The 23,626-nt window shown below is 68.1% G+C and carries 17 protein-coding genes; all 17 read right to left on the bottom strand.

Annotated elements, in window-relative coordinates:
- Positions 1-3,194: NAD-glutamate dehydrogenase domain-containing protein (locus AC4HOU_RS25075; RefSeq protein WP_490725409.1), on the bottom strand; the 3,194-nt coding region annotated here is incomplete at its 3' end.
- 148 nt (positions 3,195-3,342) lie between these two features.
- Positions 3,343-4,092, bottom strand: a complete 750-nt coding sequence (locus AC4HOU_RS25070; protein ID WP_195021408.1) for a hypothetical protein — start codon at positions 4,090-4,092, stop codon at positions 3,343-3,345.
- A 10-nt stretch (positions 4,093-4,102) separates the two neighbouring features.
- The gene (locus AC4HOU_RS25065) at positions 4,103-5,164 is read right to left on the bottom strand and encodes a discoidin domain-containing protein (RefSeq protein WP_163814975.1); all 1,062 of its coding nucleotides are present in this window, start codon (positions 5,162-5,164) and stop codon (positions 4,103-4,105) included.
- A 77-nt stretch (positions 5,165-5,241) separates the two neighbouring features.
- Positions 5,242-5,577: a helix-turn-helix domain-containing protein gene (locus AC4HOU_RS25060; protein ID WP_232052348.1), complete on the bottom strand. Its 336-nt coding sequence runs from the start codon at positions 5,575-5,577 to the stop codon at positions 5,242-5,244.
- A gap of 27 nt (positions 5,578-5,604) precedes the next feature.
- Entirely contained in the window at positions 5,605-7,314 is a 1,710-nt protein-coding gene (eccE, locus tag AC4HOU_RS25055; RefSeq protein ID WP_324197448.1) for a type VII secretion protein EccE, read from the bottom strand.
- Positions 7,311-8,666: a type VII secretion-associated serine protease mycosin gene (gene mycP / locus AC4HOU_RS25050; protein ID WP_195021409.1), complete on the bottom strand. Its 1,356-nt coding sequence runs from the start codon at positions 8,664-8,666 to the stop codon at positions 7,311-7,313. The genes eccE and mycP overlap by 4 nt, the downstream gene beginning before the upstream one ends.
- Positions 8,666-10,204 carry a type VII secretion integral membrane protein EccD gene (eccD, locus tag AC4HOU_RS25045; protein WP_195021410.1) on the bottom strand — a complete coding sequence of 513 codons (1,539 nt, stop codon included), beginning with the start codon at positions 10,202-10,204 and terminating at the stop codon, positions 8,666-8,668. Before eccD ends, mycP begins: the two co-directional genes overlap by 1 nt.
- Positions 10,201-11,730: a MinD/ParA family ATP-binding protein gene (locus AC4HOU_RS25040; protein ID WP_228816062.1), complete on the bottom strand. Its 1,530-nt coding sequence runs from the start codon at positions 11,728-11,730 to the stop codon at positions 10,201-10,203. Before AC4HOU_RS25040 ends, eccD begins: the two co-directional genes overlap by 4 nt.
- A gap of 34 nt (positions 11,731-11,764) precedes the next feature.
- The gene (locus tag AC4HOU_RS25035) at positions 11,765-12,637 is read right to left on the bottom strand and encodes an ESX secretion-associated protein EspG (RefSeq protein ID WP_309139017.1); all 873 of its coding nucleotides are present in this window, start codon (positions 12,635-12,637) and stop codon (positions 11,765-11,767) included.
- Positions 12,638-12,657: 20 nt separating this feature from the next.
- A complete protein-coding gene (locus tag AC4HOU_RS25030; protein WP_163814967.1) occupies positions 12,658-12,972 on the bottom strand; it encodes a hypothetical protein in 315 nt (104 codons plus the stop codon).
- Positions 12,973-13,019: 47 nt separating this feature from the next.
- A complete protein-coding gene (locus tag AC4HOU_RS25025; protein WP_163814965.1) occupies positions 13,020-13,331 on the bottom strand; it encodes a hypothetical protein in 312 nt (103 codons plus the stop codon).
- 29 nt (positions 13,332-13,360) lie between these two features.
- Complete coding sequence (locus AC4HOU_RS25020) at positions 13,361-14,734, bottom strand: PPE domain-containing protein (protein ID WP_195021411.1); 1,374 nt, start codon at positions 14,732-14,734, stop codon at positions 13,361-13,363.
- A gap of 33 nt (positions 14,735-14,767) precedes the next feature.
- Positions 14,768-15,094, bottom strand: coding sequence for a PE domain-containing protein (locus AC4HOU_RS25015; RefSeq protein ID WP_267469128.1), 327 nt, complete (start codon positions 15,092-15,094; stop codon positions 14,768-14,770).
- 91 nt (positions 15,095-15,185) lie between these two features.
- A complete protein-coding gene (gene eccCa, locus AC4HOU_RS25010) occupies positions 15,186-19,136 on the bottom strand; it encodes a type VII secretion protein EccCa (protein WP_280499461.1) in 3,951 nt (1,316 codons plus the stop codon).
- 59 nt (positions 19,137-19,195) lie between these two features.
- Positions 19,196-20,752, bottom strand: a complete 1,557-nt coding sequence (gene eccB / locus AC4HOU_RS25005) for a type VII secretion protein EccB (protein ID WP_194990985.1) — start codon at positions 20,750-20,752, stop codon at positions 19,196-19,198.
- A gap of 4 nt (positions 20,753-20,756) precedes the next feature.
- The gene (eccA, locus tag AC4HOU_RS25000) at positions 20,757-22,511 is read right to left on the bottom strand and encodes a type VII secretion AAA-ATPase EccA (protein ID WP_163814955.1); all 1,755 of its coding nucleotides are present in this window, start codon (positions 22,509-22,511) and stop codon (positions 20,757-20,759) included.
- Between the two features lie 107 nt (positions 22,512-22,618).
- Positions 22,619-23,584 carry a C40 family peptidase gene (locus AC4HOU_RS24995; protein ID WP_163814953.1) on the bottom strand — a complete coding sequence of 322 codons (966 nt, stop codon included), beginning with the start codon at positions 23,582-23,584 and terminating at the stop codon, positions 22,619-22,621.
- Positions 23,585-23,626 lie beyond the last annotated feature (42 nt).

Below are 23,626 nucleotides of genomic sequence, written 5' to 3'. Positions count from 1 at the left end.
CCGCCGCCTTCGCTGATCAGCGACGTGTCGTAATCGGCCCACGACGACCGCGGCAATTCGAACATCCGCCGCCGCTCGGCAAACGACGACGCCGCATCCGGATTCGGATCCAAGAAAATATGCCGATGATCGAACGCCGCCACCAGGCGAATGTGCTCCGACAACAACATCCCGTTACCGAACACATCACCGGACATATCACCGATACCCACCACCGTGAAATCCTCGGCCTGCGTATCGATCCCCATCTCCTGGAAATGCCGCTTCACACTCTCCCACGCACCCCGAGCGGTAATACCCATGGCCTTGTGGTCGTAGCCGACCGAGCCGCCGGAGGCGAAGGCGTCGCCCAGCCAGAAACCGTAGCTCTTGGCGACGTCGTTGGCGATATCGGAGAAGGTCGCGGTGCCCTTGTCCGCGGCCACCACCAGATAGGTGTCATCGGCGTCGCGCCGCACCACGCGGGCGGGCGGCAGCACGTCACCGCTGGTGTGATCGACATTGTCGGTGAGATCGAGCAGGCCGGAGATGAACGTGCGGTAGCAGGCCACACCCTCGGCCATCATCGCCTGACGATCCGCGCCCGCATCCCCGGTGGCCGCAGGCGGCTGCTTCACCACGAAACCACCCTTGGCACCCACCGGCACGATCACCGCATTCTTCACCGCCTGCGCCTTCACCAAACCCAAAATCTCGGTCCGGAAATCCTCCAACCGATCCGACCACCGCAAACCACCACGCGCCACCGCACCGAACCGCAGATGCACACCCTCCACCCGCGGCGAATACACGAAAATCTCGAAACGCGGCCGCGGCTGCGGCAATTCGGCGATGGCCTGCGGATCGAACTTGAACGACAGGTAGCCGGCCGGCTCACCGTGCTCGTCGCGGCGGAAGTAGTTGGTACGCAGGGTCGCGGTGATCAGCTCGAGCACGGCGCGCAGAATGCGGTCGGTATCCAGGCTCACCACCGCATCGATCTCCGTGCGCAACCGCTGTGCGATCGCCTCGACCCGGCTCGCGGACTCCTCGCCGGCCGCATCGGGATCGAAATAGGCGTCGAACAGTTCGATGAACGCCGCCGCCAGGGCCGGATGGGCCAGCAGCACCCTGGTGATATTGCCGAAGGTGTAGGCGAATCCGGCCTGCTGCAAGTACTTGGCGTAGGCGCGCAGCACTGCGATCTGGCGCCAATGCATTCCGGCACGAAGCACCAGCTCATTGAGACCGTCGACCTCGGCGTCGCCGAACCACATCGCGGCGAAGGCGGCCGGGAACCGCTGCCGGATACCGGCGGCCTGCTCGGCGGCGGGATCGAGCAGATCGGCTTCCATATCGGGGTCGAGCGAATCGCGCAGCAGCGCCGCGGGCACCCGGAGCGCGAAATCGTAGATCCAGCGCAGGGGGCCGTCCTGGCGCGCGATCCGGTAGGGCCGCTCGTCGACCACTTCGACGCCGAGGCTGTGCAGCACCGGCAGCACCCGGCTCAGCGACACACCCGCACCGGCGACGTAGAGGGTGAACCGCCACTCCCCCGCCGGCGCGTCGGCGAGCCGGTAGAGCGCGGTATCGATCTCGCCCTCGCCGAGGCGCTCCAGCCTGCGCAGATCCGTCAGCGCGCGATCGGCGCCGAATTCCTGCTGATAGCTCGCCGGGAACGCGGTGGCGTAGCCGGTGGCGACCGCACGGGAAATGCCCGCGACGCCTGCGGCGGCCGCGACCACGCGGTCCGACCAGGTGCGCGTGGTGGCGAACAGAATGTCCTGCACGCGTTCGCGATTGGCCTCCGACAGATCCGCTGCCGTACCCGGCGCCCGGTGCACCGTGAAGTAGACGACCGCCAGCTCGGACTCGGTGACGCGCGCCGAATAACTGATCTGGTCGCCGGCGAACTCCGCAAGCAGGATGTCCTGCATCCGTAGCCGGACCTCGGTGGAGTACCGGTCACGCGGCATGTAGACCAGGCAGTAGATCGCGCCGCTGCGCCCGTCCTGGCGCAGGAACAGCCGGATCTGGCGGCGCAGACCCAGATTCATGACCGCCGAAACGGTGTCGAAGAGCCTGCGCGCGTCGGTGGAGAACAACTCGACCCGCGGGAAGGTCTGCATCACCTCGAGCATGGCCTGACCAGAGAACGAATTCAGTTCGAACCCGGCCCATTCGATGACCTGATGCACCCGCCGCGAGATCACCGGGATATCGAGGATGTTCTCGTGCAGCCCGGTCACGGTGAAGGTGCCGACGAACACGTGCTCGCCCTTGACCGCCGCGACCGTGTCGCCGGAGGCACCCGCGCCACCCGGATCGGTGGTGGCGTATTCGGCGACGCTGATGAAGTACAGATCCGGCGAACCCGGGATCAACGAGTCGACCGTGCCATTGGTCAGCCGCAGCACCGGGCGCTTGGCGCCGAGCACCGGCACCGGGATCTCGGCGCCGGAGCCGTCGCGCAGCACACCGAGCCCGGTCCCCGGCACCGGCCACATGCCGAATTCGGCGTCGGGGGTGGGGCTGGTGCGGCGCATCCGGTAATCGCTGTAGCCGAGAACGGTGAAATGGCCGTCGGCCAGCCAGCGCAGCAGCCGCGCGCATTCGGAGATCTCGGCGTCGTCGGACCATTCGGCGGTGCGATCGAGCCGATCGGCCAGCGTGGTCATCGAGGCGACCATGGCCGGTGTGTCGTCGGTGACCGAACGCAGATCGCTGAGGACCTGCGGCAGCGCCTGTTCGATGCGGTCGAGGGTTTCCGCGCTCACCGCGGGATCGAGCTGGACGTGGATCCACGATTCGGGATAGCTGTGGGCGTCGGCGTAGTCGCGGCGGGCGCCGTCGCCGTCGCGCGGGGCGATCGCGCGCAGCTCGCCGGCTGCGTCACGGGTGACATCGAAGACCGGGTGCACGACCTCGGCGACGGTGGCGCCGAGCCGGTGCAGCGCCGAGGTGACCGACTCGACCAGCAGCGGCATATCGTCGTTGACGATCTGAATGGCCAGGCCGAGCCCGCACTCGTCGTCGGCGCGGTAGACCCGGGTGGAGACGGTCCCCGGCGCGCGCCGCGCGGCCAGCTCGAGGTGGTGGCGCAAGATGTGCCCGGCGCGGTCGGTGATGGTCAGGGCGGTCGAATCCGGGCGGATCCAGCGGAAGTAGGCCGGTTCCAGCTCGGTCGGATCACCCCTGAACTGTGTCGCATCCATCGCGTTCTGTGTGGTTGTCACCGTTGACCTGCGCCTTCCGCCATCGTCGGGTGGGGTTACCGAACAAGAGTAATACGTTGTTCAACGTACCGCTATCTAACGGTACATTAACTGAGGGTTTATAGCTCGTGGTTTGCGCGAATCGCGATCACTGCAGCAAACCCGCGCGCGACAGGAACTCCCGCGCGCCGGCCGAACCGGCGAACGTGCCGGTGTCGAGCAGCAATCCGGTGCTAGGGTTCGCGTACTGCACGGCAGCCGAAGCGCTCAGCGCCGCGAACACCGCACCGTCGGCCAACACCGTCGATCCGGCCGAACGCCATTGACCCACAGTGTCGTTCAACCGCGTCCGAGGCACCAGCCGAGCGTGAAAGATCAGATCCCGCCCGGAGGTGATCGACCCGGACAACATCGGATGCCGTGCGCCGATCACACACCGCTCCACCGGCACACCCGATTCCGCCATCGGCTGACATGACGCGGCCGCGCGCAGCGGAGCGGGCAGCACCATGACCGCGGACCCCATCGCCGTGCCCTCCGGCGGCGGGATCGACACCGAACATGATCGGGCGAGCAGGAATCCGAGCACGAGCAACACCACGATCGCGGCGCCCACCGCCTGCCACTGCCAGCGCGGATGCGGCGCATGGGCCACCGCGTGTTCCACCGCCTCGGCATCTTTGCGCACCGCTGCCGCGTCGTCGCGGACGATCTCGCCGACCCTGCGCAGCGTGGTTCCGATCAACGCCCGTGTGCTCGGCTCCGGTGCCGTCGACGGCTGCGGCGGGGCTGACGCGGTGGGCACGCCGGGCGCGGCCAACGGTGCACCGCAGTTGGTGCAGGTGGCGTGCCCGCCGCTGTCGCGGTGCGAGCAGTACTGACAGATCACTGCGGACACGGTGGCACTCTCACCGCCCGGTGATGACGATGGAGGAGATCGCGGTGGTGTTCACCGATGACGCACCACTGGATTCGAGGACGGTCAGCACGATCTCCGAGGCCTGCACCGGAGGTTCGATCCTGGTCTCCACCAGCGTGCGCTGATCGAGGGTTTCCTGGGTGTAGACGGTGTCGTCCTTGTCGTCGAATTGATACGAAACGCGGCTCACGGTGCGGAATTTCGCCCACTGATCCACACCGTCGGTGCCCACGTGGTCCCACCCGGGCACGATCGCGATCGATTCGATCTCGTAGGTCTTGCCGAGGTCGATGCGGATGATCTGCCCATCGACCTGATAGGCGCGCGCACACGACCACGCCTTGCCCGGCTCACCGGAGAAGGCGTCCATGGCATCGGTGCCACCCGGCGGGCACTGCGACTTCGCCGACTCGGGCACGATGACGCTGCCCGGCGCCGGACCGGGCGGCGGGGCCGCGGGGGCGCTGGTCGGCGCCTCGGTGAGCACCTGCAGTTGCTCGGACTTGGTCTCCTCACCACCGGTGACGACCAGGATGAAGACCAGCAGCACCGCGAGGGCGGCGGCCACCCCGAGCGCAACCTTCGGTTTCCGCAGCTGCGTCACCAGATCGCGGGCGTACTGATCCGCGCCGCCGCGACGACCTGCCGTATCGGGCGGTCGCTGCGCGGGAGCGGAGGTCTCGGTACGCGGCGGCTCGTCGGCGGCGGCCTCCCGGAGCCGGGAGGCGGGCACACCCGCGAATTCCGACCCCAGCGACGAATGCGACCCGGAATCCGGCGACTGACCGCTCAGCAGCGCATTGATGCGCTCACTCGCACTGGTCTCGCGCCTACGTGGCGCGGCCCCCGCCGAACCGGCTGCCGCCGCGGACGCGGCGATCGCGGCCATGAGTTCTGGGTCGGGGGTGTTGCTGCTGGGTGCCGCGGCCGATGCCGGACGGTCGGCGACCGCACCGCCGCCGGATGATCCGAGCGCGGGATCGGACAGCAGGGCATCCAGCACCGCGCCGCGGTTACGAAGGAAGACATCTCCCGGGTCCTCGGCGGGCATGCTCGGATGGTATCCCGGGTTCGCGCCCGGCGAGCCGACGCTATTCCCGGCACCGAGAACAGCGTGGCCGGACCGCGCTACTTGTCGGCGGTGACGAAATATTCAGGCGGAACGTCGAATACGCGGGCCAGCGCGATGATCAGATCGAGCCGCGGAATCGCCTGGCCGTGGATGAGCCGGTACAGCCCCGACTGGGACACCGGCACATCCGGGTAGGCGAGTTCGAGGTGCTGCGCGAGCGAGTACAACGTCAGCGATCGCGTGGAGCCGTCGTCGGTGGAAACCACCGACTCGGCGATCAGCTCCGAGAGTTTGCTGGAAAATATCGCCGCCGCGGACTGTCTCGGAGTGAGTTCGTCCGCGTCGTCGGGTTGAGGGGAGGATTCGACATCCGACCGGGAGTCCGCTGCCACGATCTGCGACCCTACCGTCTCCATGACTCAACTGACACGACGGCCACCTGGTGGTGCGAGCAACGCCACCTCCGAACCCGCCGGCGCACCGGGCGGGGCGGGCCGGTCGGCGGCATCCAGGTACCGGGTTTCGCCCCTCGGTTCGATCAGGTCCACCCGTACTCGGCGCATCGGAATACTCACATCCACCGCCGTCGCGCTGACCTGATCGATGGCCAGATCGGCGGCCCGTCTGCGCGGCGCACCCGGCTCGGAGATCGTCACGGTGGTCTGCGCGGCGGAGGCGTGCGCGGGTACCTGGTCGAAGACCGCGATCGTCGCCGAAGAGGCCGCGCCAGCACCGTTGTCGTGGGTGGCATCGGCCAGCCGCAGCGTCGACGGGTCACCGACGGCCGACACCAGCTGGCGCCAGCGCTGCGGTCTGCTGGTGTGGATCTCGACCTCCGCCCCGACCACCGTCGCGCGCAACAGGATCTGCTGCGCCACCGACAGTTGTGCCCGCACATCGATCGAGCGCCGGCGCGGGTTGTAGCGCGCCGGGTCGAACAACGGCAGCGCCAGCGTGTGTCGCGGCTGACCGCTGACCGCACCGAGGATCTGACCATTGGGGCCGATGGCGATCGGCAGCTCCCACAGCTGGGGCAGGGTCGCGGTGTCGCTGCCGGTTTCGTCGGGCGGCAGTGCGTCGACGGACAGTTCGGCAGGCAGCGTGGCCAGCAGCGCATCCGCCTGGCGACCCGAGACCAGGTTCAGGTAGTCGGGAAGGTCCTTGGCCTCGACCGCGGGCCCGATGAAACGCACCAGGGCGCGGGGCCCGCGCTCGGTGGTCAAGCTCACCACCAGCGTGGTGCGGCCACTGTTCCAGGACCAGCAATCGTCCAGCCCCGCGCCGTCGAGCCGATTCCAGTCGATGACGAAGCTGGTGACGCAACGCCCGGGTGCGGAGGATTCCAGCCGGTTCCACGTCTCCCGCAGATCCGGTAGTTCCACGCCCGCGTGCAGCAGCCGGGTGGCCTCACCCAGCGCGGCGGCGGGCAGGGCGTGGGCTTGGATGCCACGTTCACGCAACCGGCCCGCGATCCGGTGGGCCGCGGCGGCCAGTGCCTTGGGTGCCACGACCTCGCACGGTCCACGCCGGTTCAGCACCCGCAGATTGCGTTCCTGATCCAACCGCACCACCAGCCAGGTCAGCCGGTCGCCGACCACCGGATGCGAACCGATCAGCTGGTCGTAGAGCATGCTGTAGCTGCCGGTCGGGCGCACCCGCTGGCCGGTGGTGACGATGTCGATGCCGACCTGGATGCCGTACTGGTCCAGCAACGGCACCAGAGCATCGACCGGCACCGTGTCCTCGGTGTAGATCGAGGTGTCGGCGATGACGGTGGGCAGGTCCAGATCGGGGGCCAGCTGGATCATCGCGACCAGGGTGTTACCCGACCTCCGGACACCGCAGGCCCCGCTCTTGGTCTCCACGTCCTGGATGTCCGGCGGCTCGGCCAGCAGCCGCGCCCGCGCGGAGCGACCGGAGCGGTATTCCACCCAGTCGAGCAACCAGCGCACGGTGGTCCGGCCGTTGACCCGGACGGTGACCGTCACCAGCAACACCGTGACCACGGCCGCACCGGCCCACCACGGTGTGTGCGCCGACAGCGTCACCAGGAAGGGACTGCCGCCGACCGCCAGCACAGCGAACGGGACGCGTTCGGCACCGCCGACGCGCACACTCGGAAACCTCACCGCCGCCTCCGGATGGCATTGCCCGCGTAGGTCGCGCCCGCGCCGAGGATCGCCGCGGCGACGATGACGATCGTCGCGGTGACCGCCGGGCGTGCGTCGTCGGCTCGTGGTGGCGGCGGGATGTCCAAGGCCGCCGAGGCGAACAGCCCCTGCGGCGGTTGCGGTGGTGTGCGGTAGGCAAGGGCGGCGGCGGGGTCGATCACGCCCGCGCCGACCGCATTGTCGATCCCGCGCGCCGGTTTGTGGGCACTGGCCTGCAAGCGAGCCGCGATCTCGGCCGGAGTCTCGTTGGGAAAGCGGGAGCGCAGCAACGCCGCGACACCGCTGACGTACGCGGCGGCGAACGAGGCACCCGCCACCGGCACCAATTTGCCGGGAGCGCCGACGCCGTTGATGAGCCCGATGCCGCCCGGACCGAGTGATTCGATGCCGGTACCCGGTGCCGCCACCGACACCCAGGGACCGTTCAGCGAGTCCGGCATCGGTGTGCCGTTGGCGGTGGTGAAGCCGACCGTCAGCACGGTCGGTGCGTACCAGCCGGGTGTCGAGATGGTCCCGACGTCGCGCCAGTTCCGTTCGTCGGTGGGCCGTCCCGGATCGATCTTCGGGTTCTGCCGGCAGCCATCGGCACCGGTGTTGCCGGCGCCGGCCACGATGAGCGAGCCCTTCACGTGGGTCGCGTAGCCGACGGCCGCGGCGACCATGTCGTGGTCGGCGGGCTCGTCGACGGGCACGCAGACCGGCAGCGACACCGTGATCACCCCGGCACCGAGGTTGGCCGCCCTGATGATGGCTCGGGCCAGCGCGCGCATATCGGTGGTCTTCTGTGCGGTCTGATCGCCTGCGGGCCGTTCGGCCCGGAACGCACCGGACCGGTAGCGAATCGAGATGATCCGCGCATCCGGCGCCACGCCGGCGAAAGCGTCCGCCGGATCGGCTGTGGCGCCGATGATTCCGGCGACCAGCGTGCCGTGGGCGTCACAGTCGGACAGGCCGTCGCCGCCCGCGGTGACATAGTCTCCGCCACCGACCAGGTTGGGCAGCCGCGGATTCGGTTGCACGCCCGTATCGATGACGGCGACGGTCACCCCCGCGCCCCGGCTCAACGATCGCGCCCGCTCGAGGTCCAGCGCCAGATCCGGCGGCGGCACCTGCGTCAGATCGCTGTCGGGCAGCACACCGGTGGCCAGGCACGCCTTGTCCTGCTTGGTCGGGAACTCCGGTCCGGGCGGATCGTCCGGTGGCGGTGGGCCGACGACCACCTGCGGCGGCGCCACCGCCGCGGCCGGCCCGGTGGCGATGGCCAGCATCAGCCCGGCGAGCGCCGCCACCGCGACGCGTCCGCCACCCATCAGAGCTCCCGCATAGCGGTGTAGATACCCATGATCCAGAACGCGATGATCGGCACGACCAGAATGTGGGCGTATTCGATGAGATCGATGACGCGACGCGTCGGCGGTGACAGCCGCTTGCCCGGCATCCGCACCGCCGCCACGCAGGCGAGGGTGGCCAGTACCGCGACGACCGCGACGACGACCAGTCGCGCCGGCGCCGTCTCGTAGGCGCCGACCAGAACCCAGCCGACCCCGGCGACCGTCACCGCGGCCGCACAGACCAGCGCGATCGCCTGCACCAGATCCGGATACCAGCGTGAGCGCAGCACCAGCACCACGGCTACCGCACCGGCGAGCACGATTTCACGGATCCCGCCCGGACTGACCGCCGCGGTGATCACCGAGGAGACGGCCAGCAGGGTGGAGATCGCGACGATCAGGCCGCGCAGGCTCGTCACCGCGAGCCTGGCCCGGCTCTCGATGCCGGTGGAGGCATCGCGCCGGTCGGAATCCTCGGCCGCCCGGTCCTGCTCACCGTCGCCGCCGGATTCGGCGTCGAAGATCCCGGTCAGGGTCGACGGCGCGACCTCGTTGCCCGGGTCGGGCAGGTCCGGTGGACGGATGCGCGCGATCACCACGGCGATGCGGGGCGCCAGCGTCAACAGGATCAGGCCGACGAACACCGCGCCACTGGACACCTGACGGACCGCCAGATCCGAATAGGTCAGCGGCAGTGCGGCCGCGGTGAGCGTCAGGCCGGTCACGGTCACCGCCATCAGGGTGGCGATCCCGAGCCCGGTCAGCCGGATCATGGTCGCCGCGGCCACCGCGACGACCACCGCGCCTGCCGCGAGATTGGCCGCGGCGAACGGCCCCGGCTCGCCGTACTCGGGCGGCACCAGCATGGCCGCACCCGCGAACAGCAGCGGAAGCGCGGCCAGGGACAGACCGAGACAGATGTGTGGCGCGGATTCGCGCGCACGCGACCGCACGGCCGCGCCCCAGCAGATCAGCCCGAGCAACAGCGCGGGCAGCGCACACCACCACAGCGACCCGGTCTCGGTCCATGACCACGACAGCAGCGCCGCGACGACGGTCGACCCCGCCCCCAGCGCCGCGAGTCCGACGATGCTGGACGCGCGGGGGTCGAACTCGGCGAACTCGCGCTCGTTGATCATCGCCAGTGCGTCGGTGATGTCCTCGACGACGGGTGTGAACACCTCCGCCGATTCCACCACCGACAGCATCAGCACCGTGCCGTCGACGACATCGTGATCGGCCAGCGTGCGCCAACGCGGCATCGGCGGCTCCCCCGGCCGCCCGAGACTCCACTGCCCGGCGGGCGGGGTGAAGTCCACGCTCTCGTCGTCTATCGCATCGGCGAGGACGACGAGCAGATCGTCGATGAAGGTCTCGATGCTGAACTTCGTCGGGACCACGACATCGACCTGGTATGTCCCCACGAGCACCGCGATCCTGGCCCGTGCGACCTCGGCGGGCGGCTGCGCCGCAGTGGCCGGAGACGAATTCGCCGGCGGCGCAACAACAGTGGTCATCGCCACCCTCCGTGATGGCCGGGATCACCGGCGAGATGAGTCGGGAAGTCGTCGGCGAGCGCGGCCGCGAGTTCTTCGAACGCGAGCTTGGTCTCCTTGGTGACCAGCCGCAGATCGATCTCGCCGCCCTCGGCCAGATGCGCGTCGTACGGGAGGGTGAACGTGGGCCGATGGGCGGTGGCGAACAGATTCTCGATCGCTTCGACGTCCACGGTCGGCTTGAGCGGCTGATGATGCACGATGGCCACCATCGACTTCGCGATCAACCGATCCAGTCCGTGGGTGCTCAGCCAGTTCAGCGTCGCCACCGCACCGGTCACGCCACCCACGGTCGCCGGGGTCACGACCACGACCGCGTCGCTGGTCTGCAACACCGTCCGGGTGGCCGAATCCAGCACGCCGGTACCGCAGTCGACGAGCAGCAGGTTGTAGTGGCGGCGCAGGATCTCCACCCCGGTGCCGTATTCCTGGCCGGAGAGCGCCTCGTTCGCCTCGGTGGTCCACGGTGAGGCGAGAACAGCCAGATTCGACGCATTGACCGAGGTGTAGGACTGCACCGCCGAGAAGGCGCCGAGATTGGGATCGCGCGCCAGTTCGCGCAGCGTGAGCCCATAGGGGTGGCGCACCGTCCGGGTGGACAGATCGCCGAAGTCCGGATTGGCGTCGATCGCGACGACGCGATCGGGACGCAGCGAGGCGAACGTGGAGCCGAGAGTCGCGGTGGTGGTGGTCCGGCCGACGCCGCCCTTCACGCTGATCATCGCGATCTGGTAGGTGTTGTTGAGCTGTCGGCGGATTCGGCTGCGGCGATCTTCGGTGCGCTGTTCGGCCGGCGAGAGCCCGAGCCGGAAACCCACCTTGTTCAGCGCACCGCGCACACCGCTGTTGGAGCGCAGCTGAGCCTGATTGGCCGCGGAGATGTTCGCCAGCAACTCGATGGAAGTGAGCGCGACCGGAAGTACTTCGACGCGCGACTGGTCCACAGTGGTGACCTCGACGCGGTCGGGCACCCAGTTGTTGGGCGGTGGCGCGGCAGCACCGGACGCCGGGTTCTGCAACTGATTCGGCTGCGCGGGCGGGTACCCGGACTGCGTCTGTTGCTGCTGTTGCTGCTGTTGTTGTTGCTGGTGCTGTGGTTGTTGCTGGTGTTGCTGTTGTTGGTGCTGGTCTTGCGCAGGCCGGGCCTGGCCGGCGGCGTTCTGCTCGGCACCCGGCGCCGCGACAGCTGCCGCGGGCGGCGGCGCATCGCTGTTCGGCAACGACAATGAACTGGGCGCACCTGGCGCCGAAACCTGCTGCGGTGCCGAGCTGTTGCCCTGGGCCGGCGCAGCGGTGGGTCCCCGCTGGTCGCCCGCGGGCCTCGATGCGTCCGCCGCTTCGGTAGTCGACGGATGCACACCGGCCCCGCCCACCCCGGTGACCGACCCCGGCGGCAGGTCCACCTGCTGGGCGAAGTAGGCGTCGTAGCCACCGCGAGCCCGCACGGGCTCCGCGGAATGACCGTTCGTGGTCGGTGCGCGATTCATCTGTTCGTCCTCTCCGAAACCGCTCTGGGGACGGTCAACTGATGCGGGTGGTGTCGAACCAGCTCCGGCCGGGCAACAATTCGACCAGCGCCGCCACAGCGGTCGCGATCGCGGAATCGTCACCCGGCAGGTATGTGGTCCACAGCTGCCCATCCATCGCGACGCTCGGCGTCACAACGATCCGGCCCGACACCGTGTCGAGCACTGCCGAACTCACCTTCGGTACCGCCTGGACGCCGTCGTGATGTTCGAACATCACAATCTCCGCGCGGCGGACCACCTCGTCCATCACCCTGCTGAGCACACCGGCGGTCTGCCGGTGCGCACCGAGCTCCAGCAGCGCCTGCCGTCGCTCGGTCTGTTCGGACGGTACCTCACCGAACTGTTCCTCGGTGGCGGACAGCGGCTCGAATTCCAGTGGCGGACAGGGACCCACCGCTGCGACGACCGCGGCGGCGAGCGTCTCCAGACTCCGGCCTTCGACGAACACCGGCTGGATGACGACATGGTCGTCGCAGCGCACCGCCAGCACATGCTGCTCGCCCTGACGTACCAGGGACATGCGCAGCATCGCCATGTCGTCGTCGCCCTGCCCGCGGTCGATGACCCGGACGACGAGTTCGGCGTCGGGACGGTCCAGGCAGTGCAACCACTGCCGGACCACGGGATGCACGCGACCGTCCTCGACGATGCCCGCGGTCTCGAGCTCGTCGAGGACGACCGCGCGTACCCGTGCGTGATCGTCTTCGTCGTAGATGTTCGGAAGCAGGGCCAGGACCGGCGGATAGTCGTCGATCCCGGTCAGATCCTGCAGCGCCAGCGCCGCGTCGACATTGAGATCGACGACGGTCGGGTCCTGATCGGCGTCATCCGATCCGGCGATATACGAACCTGACGAAGAAATCACCACTGGTGGACAACCACTCCTTATCCGAGGATCCCGTCGAACAACCCGCGCAGGCCCTTGTCGGTGATGTGCATTTCACCGCCGCTGCCGCCCACGTTGCCGACCGCGCCCTTGAGGCCCTTCAGCGCCGTGTTGTATTCGTTGACGAGAGTGTCGAACCGGGCCTGGAACTGAGACTGCGATTCACCACCCTCACCACGGAAGTTCTCGGCGACCAGATTGCTCAAGGTGCGCTTCTCGGTGTCGTTCAGTTCCATCTGCGAAAGCAGATTGGTGGTCGCCTGAACGAGCTCGTCTACCCGGTAATAGTCATCGGTCAATTCGCCTGCGGCCATGATATTCCATCCCTTCTAATACGAATAGTTTTGTATGAGACGATTTCTCAGAAGTTGAAGTTCGTGCTCTTGCCGACGGCAACGGAACCATCGAGGTCCTGGTTGCCGACGCGCGCGCCGGAGGTCTTCAGGGCGTCGACCGCTTCGTTCAGGAACTTCTGCAACTGCGTGCCCTTGTTGATCGCGTTCTCGAACTCGTCCTGAGTAGCCTTACCGGTCGCACCGGTCAGCGGAGCCTGGAACTGAACCTTCAGATCGCGCAGCACCGACATGTGCGCGCCCATCGTCTCCACATGAGTGAAGAACTTGTCGGCGAACCCTTGCAGCTCCCCCTGTGAGCCGTTATATCCCATCGCCATAATGACATTCCTTTCAGACAGTCCGTGTTTCACACTCGGGCGGATTCGCCGAGTAGTTCTTGGTCTCGTGTCTCGACGTCATCGGAGTATTCGATGACGCCGATGGCCGGGGGTCTCTCCAGTACTGGCACCTCCTGGGGTTCGCCGGGGGTGTACACCGCGGCCGTTTTCCGAAGTTCCTCGTTGTCGCGGCGACGGCGACGAGTGTTCGGGGCGATGGCCCCGCGCGGTGGGGCGTTCCTGGCCGCGGGTGGGCCCGAGGGGGGAGCGACCGGCGCACCGAAGGTCGCGCCCGGCGCGCGCAGCGACCAGCTCGGCGGCATTCGGAATCCGGTGGCGGCCCCCGACATCGCGCCGATACCGCCACGGACCATGCCGAGAGCGACGGCAGAGCCGACACCACCTTGCAGGCCGGCCAGGGTCGTCGATCCCGGTGTGGTACCGAAGAAGCCCGGATCGCCTTCCATCGCGCCCTGACCGAACGTGTCCGGCCCGGGTGTGCCCATATCCGTCAGCGTTTCCGGCGCGCTGACCGGATCGCTCAACCCGGGGTCTCCCGGCATCGCGTCATTGGGCCCGGCGCCACCATCGGTAGGAAGTGTGTCGCCGCCGTTGGGCCCGCCGTTGCCGGCGTCGGAGGAGCCACCACCACCGGAATCGGAGGATCCGCCACCGCCGCCGTCGCCACCACCGTTACTGCCGCCGTCGCCACCGCCGGAGGACGAAAGACCGTCCTGGCCACCGGATCTGTCGAACTGCGAGCCGCCGTTGCCGAATTCACCGCCCTGGCCGCCCTGCCCCCAACCCGTCGAGTTCGGGCCGGTGTCGGGCAACAGGCTCGTGAGCGGCGGCACCATGCCTCCGCCTGCCGCGGAGGTGATGGCCGGCGGCGGGATCGGTGGCGGCAGTGAAGCCGCGTTCGCCAGCGACTCGGTTTCGTAATATGCCATCGCAGCCGCCGCCATCGCCCGCATCACCATGTACTCGGCTTCGTTGAGCGCGAAAGCCGCCGCGCTCGCTCCGGCCATCGTCGAGCCTGCGGCCAGTGACACGGCTCTGGCGCGATTGGCGATGATCGCCTCGGGGCGCGGCATCACCTCGCGAGCGACCGTGTAGGCCCCCGCCTGGGCGTCACATCGAACCGCCACCTGAGCGGCGAGGTCGGCCTGCTGCCGCAGCCAAGCCGAATGCCGGCGATAGGCGGCCAGCGCGCCGTTGGAGGTATCTCCCTTCCAATGCGCGGCCAGGGCAGCGGTATGCGCTTCCGAACAGGTGGCCGCGATACTCATCGTTTCGGCGATACCACGGTAGGCCCGCGCTGTCTGCTCCATCGGCCAGGGACCTGGCCCGGTATTGAGCGCGATGGACATCGCCAATGGCGACAACGCAGCAAAAATCGGCACTGTCGGCCTCCACCTTTGCGATGAGACGCGCTATCAGCGCAGTGCGGATACCGACCCGTACGCGGAAACCGTTCCGCCACCGGCGATATCGGAGTCCGTGTACGCCGTTGCGACAGGCGCCAGCACTTCACCGCCGTCACGCCGCTTGAGCGACCCGTCGCCCACCTCCTTCAGCAAAGACCCGGCGTAGGTGTTGAACCTTGCCGAAACCATCTTGCTGACCGGGTCGAGGGCGGCGGGCATGGCGATGGTCGCCGGCGCCGCGATCGAGAGCGCAGCCTCGAACGCGGCCTGATCCACTTCGTACGAGGCACCGGTCGACCGCATTGCCGACGACGAGACTTGGAGAGGGAGTGTCATCGCATTACTCCAATCAACACCATGAACAGCTCGGAGCGAGCTGCCTGAGTAGAACGGTAAGTTATGTCCAACAGTGGGAAGGCTCACAGTTTCACAGCCGTGGAGGTATCCACGCCGACTGCACGAGCTCGCGCCGGGTCAGCATCGGCTCCACCAGAATTCCGCGTCCCGGCGGCTGCTTCGTGGCGCGCACATCACCGATGAGGGCACCGTCCTGCCGGGTGCCGTCCATGATCAGGCCGGACGAGTTCAGGTTGCGGATACCGCCGATGACGTTGTCGTACATGGCCGTATCGGCGCCGGCGATATTGCGGGCGACGACGACGTGCAGGCCGGTATCGCGGCCGTCGACCAGGATCTGCTTGAGCGGATCCAGCGGGTTCATCGCACCTCGCGGCACCACCATGTGGTAGTCGTCGACGAAGACGAAGACCTCGGGGCCGCTCCACCAGGAGCGCTCGGCCAGCTGCCGGGTGGTCACCGTGTCGGGCGGCCTGCGGCTGTCCATCTTCGCCAGCAGATCCGGCATGATGCCCACCACATCGCGCTCGTTCGTGACATGCGCGATCAGCATGTTCTCCGGAACGGCTCCGAGATGGCGGCGGCGGTAGTCCACCAGCAGGATCCGCGCCTCATCGGCAGTGAACCGGCGGGTGATCGATTCCAGCAGCGACGCGATGACCGACGATTTGCCGGAGCCCGAGGAGCCGAGCACGGTGAAGTGCGTCGACATGCCGAAGTCGATCGTCGCGGGCCCCAGATCGGATTCGCGCACACCGAACGGGACCACCAGCCGCTGCGCCAGATTCGTGGGCGCGGGGGTCGCGGGGATCTCGTCGAATTCCAGCAGGGCGGGCAGCAGCCGCACCGGCGGCGCCGCACGATCGGGGTACCGGCGGTGTACCTCGGCGATCGCCGCTTCCAGGCCGGTCGCCACCGATTCGGAGTCGGCGATCCCATCGATCCGGGGCAGCGCGACGAACATGTGCAATGCCTCGGCCGACACACAGCGGCCGGGGCGATCGGTGGGGATCGCGGCGATCACATTGCGGTGGGTATTGAAGGTGGTATCGGTGAGGTCGCCGAGCCGCATCTCGATCCGGGTCTGGATCATGTCCTTGACCGCGGGCCGCACCGCCATCCAGCGCGAACTCGTCAGCACCAGGTGGATGCCGAAGTTCAAGCCCTGCAGCGCGATCTGCTCCATGGTCGCGGAGTACTCGTCGAAGTAGGGTCCGTTGGTGGACAATCCGATGTCCCAGCCGTCCACGACCAGGAAGACATCACCGTACGGGTCGCGATCGGCCCAGGGTGGGCGCCCACCGGACTCGTTGCGCATCGCACGGAACTTCCGGATGGTATCGATGCCGAACTCCGCGAACAGGTTCTGCCTGGTTTCGAGCAGATTCGTGATCAGCGCGATGGTGCGCCGGATGCGGTCCTGATCGCGCGGCCCGGCCACCGAGCCGACGTGCGGCAACGATCGGATCGCCGACAACGAGCCGCCGGAGAAGTCCACGCAGTAGAACTGCACCTGTTCCGGGGTGTGGGTGAGCGCGGCCGACAGCATGAACGTCTGCAGTGCCGTCGACTTACCGGACTGCGGGCCACCCACGATCGCCATATGCCCGCCGGCCGCCGAGAGATCGGCCGTCCAGCTATCCTGGCGCTGCTGGCGCGGCTTATCGATCAAGGCGACCGGAATGCTCAGCGAACCCGGCTCGGTCCCGCCCAGCAGGCGGTCCAGCGTGGGCGGGGTGTTCAGCGGCGGCAGCCACATCTTGTGTGCCGGCCTGCCGTGTCCTGCCAATTGCTGCAGCACCGTCTCCATCACGGTGATCTGCTCGCCCTCGACCGCCTCGGGCTGCTGGGACCGGGTGGGCGCCTGCTCGACCACAGTCGGCCGGATATCGGCGACCGGGCCGGTGGTGAATCGTTGCGGCGGACGGTATCCGCCCCCGGCGCGCCGGGCCCGGTTCGACGCGTTCGGCGCCGAGACGGTCGCGCGCGGCGTGTACGCCTCGCCGACGTAGGTGGCTTGGAACCGTTGCAGATCACCGGAACCGACCCGCAGATAGCCCGAGCCCGGCTTCTTCGGCAGGTGGTAGGCATCCGCGGTGCCGATGGCGTCACGGGAGTCGCTGGTCTGGTTGGTGCGCAGGGCCACTCGATAGGACAGGTGCGCCTCCAGCTCACCCATCCGGTTCGCCGGCACCTTCTGCGAGGACAGCAGCAGGTGGATGCGCAGCGACCGCCCGAGCCGGCCGATCGCGACGAACAGTTTCGAGAAGTCCGGGTAGTGCTCGAGCAGTTCGGCGAACTCGTCCAGGATGATGAACAGCGTCGGCAGCGGGGCCAGGTCCGCGCCCTGTTCCCTGGCCCGCTCGTAGTCGGCGACGTTGGCGAAATTGCCCGCGTCGCGCAGAATGCGCTGGCGGCGCACCATTTCGCCGTTGATCACGTCCTCCATACGGGTGACCAGGTCGGACTCTTCCTCCATGTTGGTCACCACGGCGGTCACGTGTGAGAGCCGGTCGAAGCCGAGGAAGGTGGCACCACCCTTGAAGTCGACCAGCAGCAGGTTCAGCTGGTCCGGAGAGTGGGTGGCGACGGCGGAGAGCACGAGGGTCCGCAGGAATTCCGATTTACCCGAACCGGTGGCGCCGATACACATGCCGTGCGGGCCCATGCCCTCTTCGGCCGATTCCTTGATATCCAGGTGCACGATCGCGCCCGCCGGATCGTGCCCGAACGGGATGTTCAGCCGGGCCCGATCGCTGTCACGGCGCATCGGCCACTGCTGGTCGATGCGGATATCGCCGGGATCGGTGAGACCGACCATCTCCTCCCAGGAGGTGCCGGTGCTGGCCTGTTCGGCCGCGACCGCCTCCACCACCGTGGACAGCCGGTACGGGGCCACGCGCCGGGCCAGCGCCATCATCGCGGGCAGCGACAGGGAATCCGCGACACCGACTCGGCGCAGGCCGCGCGCGGTCACCTCGCTGAGCGAACGATCCTCGCCGACAGTGAATTTCAGCGCTCGCGGCAGCGACTGCTCGGCGGGACCGAGGCGCAACCAGGTGCAGCCGTCGATGCCGGAGATATCGCGCTCGTTGGCCTGGCCGCCGACATCGACGATCAGCAGGTGATGCTTGCGGTCGAGCGCGGGCTCGCTGTTGGCGGAGAACGGGCCTCGATTGAGATCGGCCAGCACCTTGGCGCGCAATTCGCCGACGCTGCGATACACCATCCTGGCGGGGCCGACCGCGTCGGTGGCGGTGGGATGCTGGGTATGCGGCAGCCATTTCAGCCACGCCCACTCGGGCGCGTCCGGATCCGTCAGCGCCGCCGCGACGGCCACCTGGTCCGGCCCGTGCAGGACGACGGCCTCGGCGATCATCGCGCGGATCAATCCGGCCACCGCGGCCGGATCACCGTCGAATCCGACCTGCGGCGCGGACAGCAGATTGATCGCGACCGGCATACCACCGACGGTGGAGTACGCCTTGGCGAACCTGGTGAGTTCGACGACGCCGACCGGATCGAGATCGGAGGTCGGCGCCGCTTCGGGCACGATCACCCGCACCTGGTTGGCGATGCGCCCCCGCCCGATCCGCACCCGCAGGAACTGCGGGCTGGCCACCTGCACTTCCCACATGCGCTTGCCGCCGACCAACCGGGCGATCTCGGCAGGCCCGGGGTGGGTGTAGCGCAGGAAGGTGTGCAGATCCTTTTCGGCCTCGTGCACGGTCTTGCGGTTGTCGGTGATGCTGCGCAGGTAGTCCTTGCGTTCCTCGTTGAGGCTCGCCGCCGATGTCCCGCCACCGCCGGAGAACTGCCCGCCGACCATGCCGAACATCGACACCATCATCATCAGCGGGAAGAACAGCATCATCGGCGATGTCGGCATCCCGCTGCGGAACATCATCACCATCATGCCGACCATGGCCGCGACCATGACGACGGGCAGGATCATCTTGAGCTTGGACGGCGGGACCGGCTTGGGCAGTTCGGTCGGCGGCTGCAACCGGAGTTCGGTCACCGCGGGAGCTTTGGGCCCACGGATCATCCGGGCCGGCCGGACGAATCGGCGGGTGGCGGTCACGACGGTCCGCCGAAGCCCAGTCCGGCTTTGTCGACCGGGATGCCGTCGTGCACGACCTTGGCATCGGCCTGGGACAGGGTAGGCCCGACAGCGAACAACGACACGATGCTCCAGGGTGCGGGTACGGGCGCGCGCAGCGCCAGGGCGGACAGGGTCTGGCGGGCATCGGATTCGTTGGCCGCGTCGACGTCGATGCCGTAGCGCACGCCGCTGTCGGAGATCCAGTACAGGCCCTCCCGCAGCGGTGAGGCCGGATCCGAACCGCTGACCTGCACGAATCGCCCGGTCGTCCGGGGCATGTACGCGGCGTCGGCGGTCTTGCCCTGCGAGTTCGGCGCGGTCACCAGTGGCACCGTGCGCGACTGTTCCTCGGCGGGCAGCGGCAACCGATCCCCCGCCACCAGTTGTGTGGTGGCGGCGGCGTCACCCGCGGCACGCGACCAGTGGTAGCAGGTGACGCCGAACCGCTCCGGCTCGACGATGTCGACCTGGGTCGCGGGATAGGTCGCCGTCCCCGGCCAGGCGCCGGGGCGCAGATTCGCCGCGATCACATCGGGTCCGACGGTCCGCACCGAAATGGCGCCTTGGGAGTCGGCATTGCGGATCATGTCCGCCAGCACCGCGTTCACCTGAACGACGCCGGACTGCGACACCACATACGTCGCGCCCTCGGTGTCGCGTCCCGACACCGTCAGCACCGAGCCCACCGGAACGGTCAGTCCGGTGGACAGGGTCGTCATCTCCCCCGCACCGGGAACGGCGGGCACCCGGATGGGTGGTGCCTCGGGGATCGCGTTGATCAAACCTTTGGAGGCGGCGACCACCGTCGCCGTCGGGTCGATGCCGAGTGCCAGCACCACAGCCGAGTCGGCGAGATCGATCGCCGCGCGCACGAAGCCCTGCTCGTGATCGGCGTAGACCAGCCAGGTGGTGGAGTCGTCACGCAGCAGGCGCGCCTCGGCGCCGGCCAGCGCGCGGGTGGTCTCGCCGTCGATGTTCAGCGGCCCGCCGATGGCGGTGGTTCGTGGTGCGGTGAGGGTAGCCGTAGGAAGGCCGGTGCGAGAATCGACCGGCGCTGCGGCTCCGGAGCGAGTGGTATCGCAGACCGCCCAGGATGAGTCCTTCGATCCGGAATCGACGATATTGCCCGGTGCTCCGGGAATACCGACCCACGGTCCGCGTGGATACTTCGAGAGTTCACCATTGGAGACACGGACCGGATTGTCGGCCGAACCGACCACCAGCCGCGCCGAGGTCAGGTTCAACGCCGGATGCAGCCGATCGCCGATGCGAACGTACAGCGCACCGGTGTCCTTGTCGGCGACGATCTTCGAATCACCGACGTTTTTGGCCGGTTTGAAGAAGGCCATCACCGCAGCGCCGGCGACACAGACACACGCGAGGGCGACACCGATCATCAGCGCGGTCGACCGGCCGCGCTGCGGATCATCGATCATGGAGGCATCGCGACGCACCAGGGCGTGCTCGATCCGGTGCAGGAGAAAACGCCAGCCCGATATCTGGTGTTTGGTCACCACCCGGAAACGTGCCATCACATCACCTGGTGGGTGCCAGACCCGCTAGCGCGGAGGTGATGTCGAACGCGTCGACGGTCATCAGCTCTTCGTCGGTCATCGTCGACACATCGAGATTGTCGCGCGTGAAGCGGTAGTCCCGTTCGGCCTCGGCCGCTTCCACCACATTGCGGATGAAGCGGCCGTTGCCCGCCAGGTCGATCAGCCGCCTGCCGTCGCGGTTCTGCACCGCCAGCTGCTCGCAGCGCTCGCGCAGCACCTCCATCGCCTGTTCGGACAGGATCGAATCCTTCTTCTTGGCAATGTGTTCGGCGATCTGCACCAGTTCATCGGCGTCGTAGCTGGAGAACCGGATCCGCTTGGTGAAGCGGGAGGCAAGGCCGTCGTTGGAGGCCAGGAAGCGATCGATCTCGTCTTCGTAGCCCGCGATGATCACGACCAGCTTGTCCCGGTCGTTCTCCATCCGGGCCAGCAGCGTGTCGACGGCTTCCTTACCGAAGGCGTCACCGCCGGACAGCCCTTCCTGGATCAGGGTGTAGGCCTCATCGATGAACAGCACTCCGCCCAGCGCGGAGTCGATCAGCGCATTGGTCTTCGGCGCGGTGTGACCGAGGTGGGTGCCGACCATGTCGTTGCGCGAGACCTCGATTACCTCGGCGTTCTGCACAACCCCGAGCCCAGCGAAGATCTTCGCGATCACCCTGGCGATGGTGGTCTTACCGGTTCCCGGCGGCCCGGAGAAGATCAGATGCTGCGACTTCGATTCGACGGCGAGCCCACGCTTGGCGCGCACCTGATCCATCAGCACACCGGATTTCAGCCGGTCCACCTGCTCCTTCACCGAGGCCATGCCGATCTGGGCATTGAGCAGCTCAGATGCCTCGGTCAGCAGGGTTTCGCGTTCGGCCTTGGCGGCGCTGGCGGCGACCTGCACCGGATCGTCGCCGGACCGCGGATCCCAGATGTCGGCGCGGGAGGCGATCAGCTCCGGTGTGGTGATCGCGAACCGGTAGCTCTTGTCCCGGACGGCGCGCTGCCATTCCTCGCGCTCACCCCACAGGCCCGACCCTTGCAGGCCCGCTAGCACCTTGTCCGCTGCTTCGGTATCGCCGTTGTGCCGCAACAGCATGCCGAGCAGGAAGTGCGCGTCGGCCCAGATGTAGGACAGGTTGCCCGACGAACTGTCCTCGACGATCCGCTGCGCGCGCGGCATCGCCTCACCGAACCGGCCCAGATGCGCCAGCGCCGAGGTGGCCATCAATTCGGCCGCGATATCCAGCAGGCCGTCGTCGAGCGAGGGCTGCGCGGTGCGCGCGGCGAGCACATCGGTCCACCGTTCGGTGCGGTAATACAGCGACATCCGAACGAAACCGGCCACGTCGTCGCCGGGGACCTCATCCAGAATCGCCGCGGCTTCGGCCCACTCGCCACCGTCGGCGTAGAAGCACGCCTGTGCGATGGCGATCTGGGCCCGGTCGGCCATTGCCACCCGCAGCCCGTACATGCCGACCTCGACCTGACACCACAGCGCGCGATCGGCGAGGCCGGCGCGCTGCTGATCGCGGTACAGGTTGTGCACGGAGCGGTAGGCCCCGTAGATGACTTCGGAGGTCACTTCACCGGCCATGGCGCGGCCCAGCCAGGCATCGCACATGTCCGGATCGAGGTCGGTCGCCGTCCTGAAGGCGGCGGCCGCGTGTTGCTCGTTGCGCACCCCTCCGGCGACAAGCCCCAAACTCTGTACACCCGTGTAGAACGCGTCCTCGGCCGCTGACACTCGGACTTCCCTTCCGCCGATCTCCGCCTGAGTGCAGGTTAGCCACGGGGGCGATCAGTTGAATCGACCACAGTCCCCAAAATTGGGAAGAGGCGGGGTGATTCGTTCTACAGCACCCGGATGACGACCGAGTCGCTGTCCATCCGCGACCACGTCACCGTCTGCCCGAAGGTCGGCGCCTCGATCACCATGCCGTTGCCCGCGGCGAGCTGTACATGCTCGGGAACACCAGGGGCACTGAACGATCTGCCGGGGAAAACCAGATCACCCGGCTGCACGTCGGATGGATGCACCCGGACGCCGCTGTGGATCTGATCGTAGGTGGTGCGCGGCAGGATCACTTCACCGTTGGTGGCCTGCGCGATCGCGTACTGCGTGAGCCCGGAACAGTCGAAGCCGCCTCCGGTGGGGCCACCGGGGCCGCCCCCGCCCCAGATATACGGCGCACCGAGCCAGGCGCTGGCCGCGCTCACGGCGAGTCCGCCGCGGGTGCCGTCCGAGGGAACCCGGCGCCGGTCGGCACTGCTGCGTCGGATACCGCCGGAGGCTCGCCCTCTCGATGGCCGACGGCGTCTGCGCCGCTGGATCGGCGGTTGACCGCGGACACGCGATTTCGGCACCTCGGGTGGGACGATCTGCGCGGCCTGGCGCCTGGCCGCGTCGAGATCACCGTTGACCTGCTTGGTGGCGTTGGTGACCGCCTTCTGCGCGGAATCGAGCAGGGCCGGACCGCTGAACCGCAGGTCGCCAAGGGTGCTCAGCGCCTTGACCCGGGAATGGAATTCGGCGATCTCGCGGTCGAGGGCGCGCCGGCCGAGCACGGTGCCGTCACCGGAGCCGGCGACCGCCTTGTCGACCACTCCCGCCCTGCCCGCATGGGCCTCGACGGCGGACTCATGCCTGGTGCGTGCTTCGGAATAGCCGGCCTGCATATGACCGCCGCGCAACGCGCTCGCCGCCAGATCGGCCTTGGCGAGGGCCGTGTTCGTGCCCGCCGTCGGTTGCCCTTCGCCGTAGAGGCCGGCCAGCGAACGCAGCACGCCCTCGGCGTCCGTCGTCAGCCCCGGCGCCATCCGACCGACCTACCGTCGCGCATCACCGACCGCCTTTCCGAT

This window comes from Nocardia sp. JCM 38205 (assembly GCF_058222935.1).
Note: the sequence above shows the minus strand (reverse complement) of the source record. Positions and strands in the feature narration are given on the sequence as shown.

Coding starts and splice junctions, on each gene's coding strand:
- AC4HOU_RS25040 (WP_228816062.1), bottom strand. CDS start 11,730: ATGAATCGCGCACCGACCACGAACGGTCATTCCGCGGAGCCCGTGCGG.
- AC4HOU_RS24995 (WP_163814953.1), bottom strand. CDS start 23,584: ATGGCGCCGGGGCTGACGACGGACGCCGAGGGCGTGCTGCGTTCGCTG.
- AC4HOU_RS25015 (WP_267469128.1), bottom strand. CDS start 15,094: ATGACACTCCCTCTCCAAGTCTCGTCGTCGGCAATGCGGTCGACCGGT.
- eccB (WP_194990985.1), bottom strand. CDS start 20,752: ATGGCACGTTTCCGGGTGGTGACCAAACACCAGATATCGGGCTGGCGT.
- mycP (WP_195021409.1), bottom strand. CDS start 8,666: ATGGGTGGCGGACGCGTCGCGGTGGCGGCGCTCGCCGGGCTGATGCTG.
- AC4HOU_RS25065 (WP_163814975.1), bottom strand. CDS start 5,164: ATGCCCGCCGAGGACCCGGGAGATGTCTTCCTTCGTAACCGCGGCGCG.
- eccD (WP_195021410.1), bottom strand. CDS start 10,204: ATGACCACTGTTGTTGCGCCGCCGGCGAATTCGTCTCCGGCCACTGCG.
- AC4HOU_RS25025 (WP_163814965.1), bottom strand. CDS start 13,331: ATGGCGATGGGATATAACGGCTCACAGGGGGAGCTGCAAGGGTTCGCC.
- AC4HOU_RS25030 (WP_163814967.1), bottom strand. CDS start 12,972: ATGGCCGCAGGCGAATTGACCGATGACTATTACCGGGTAGACGAGCTC.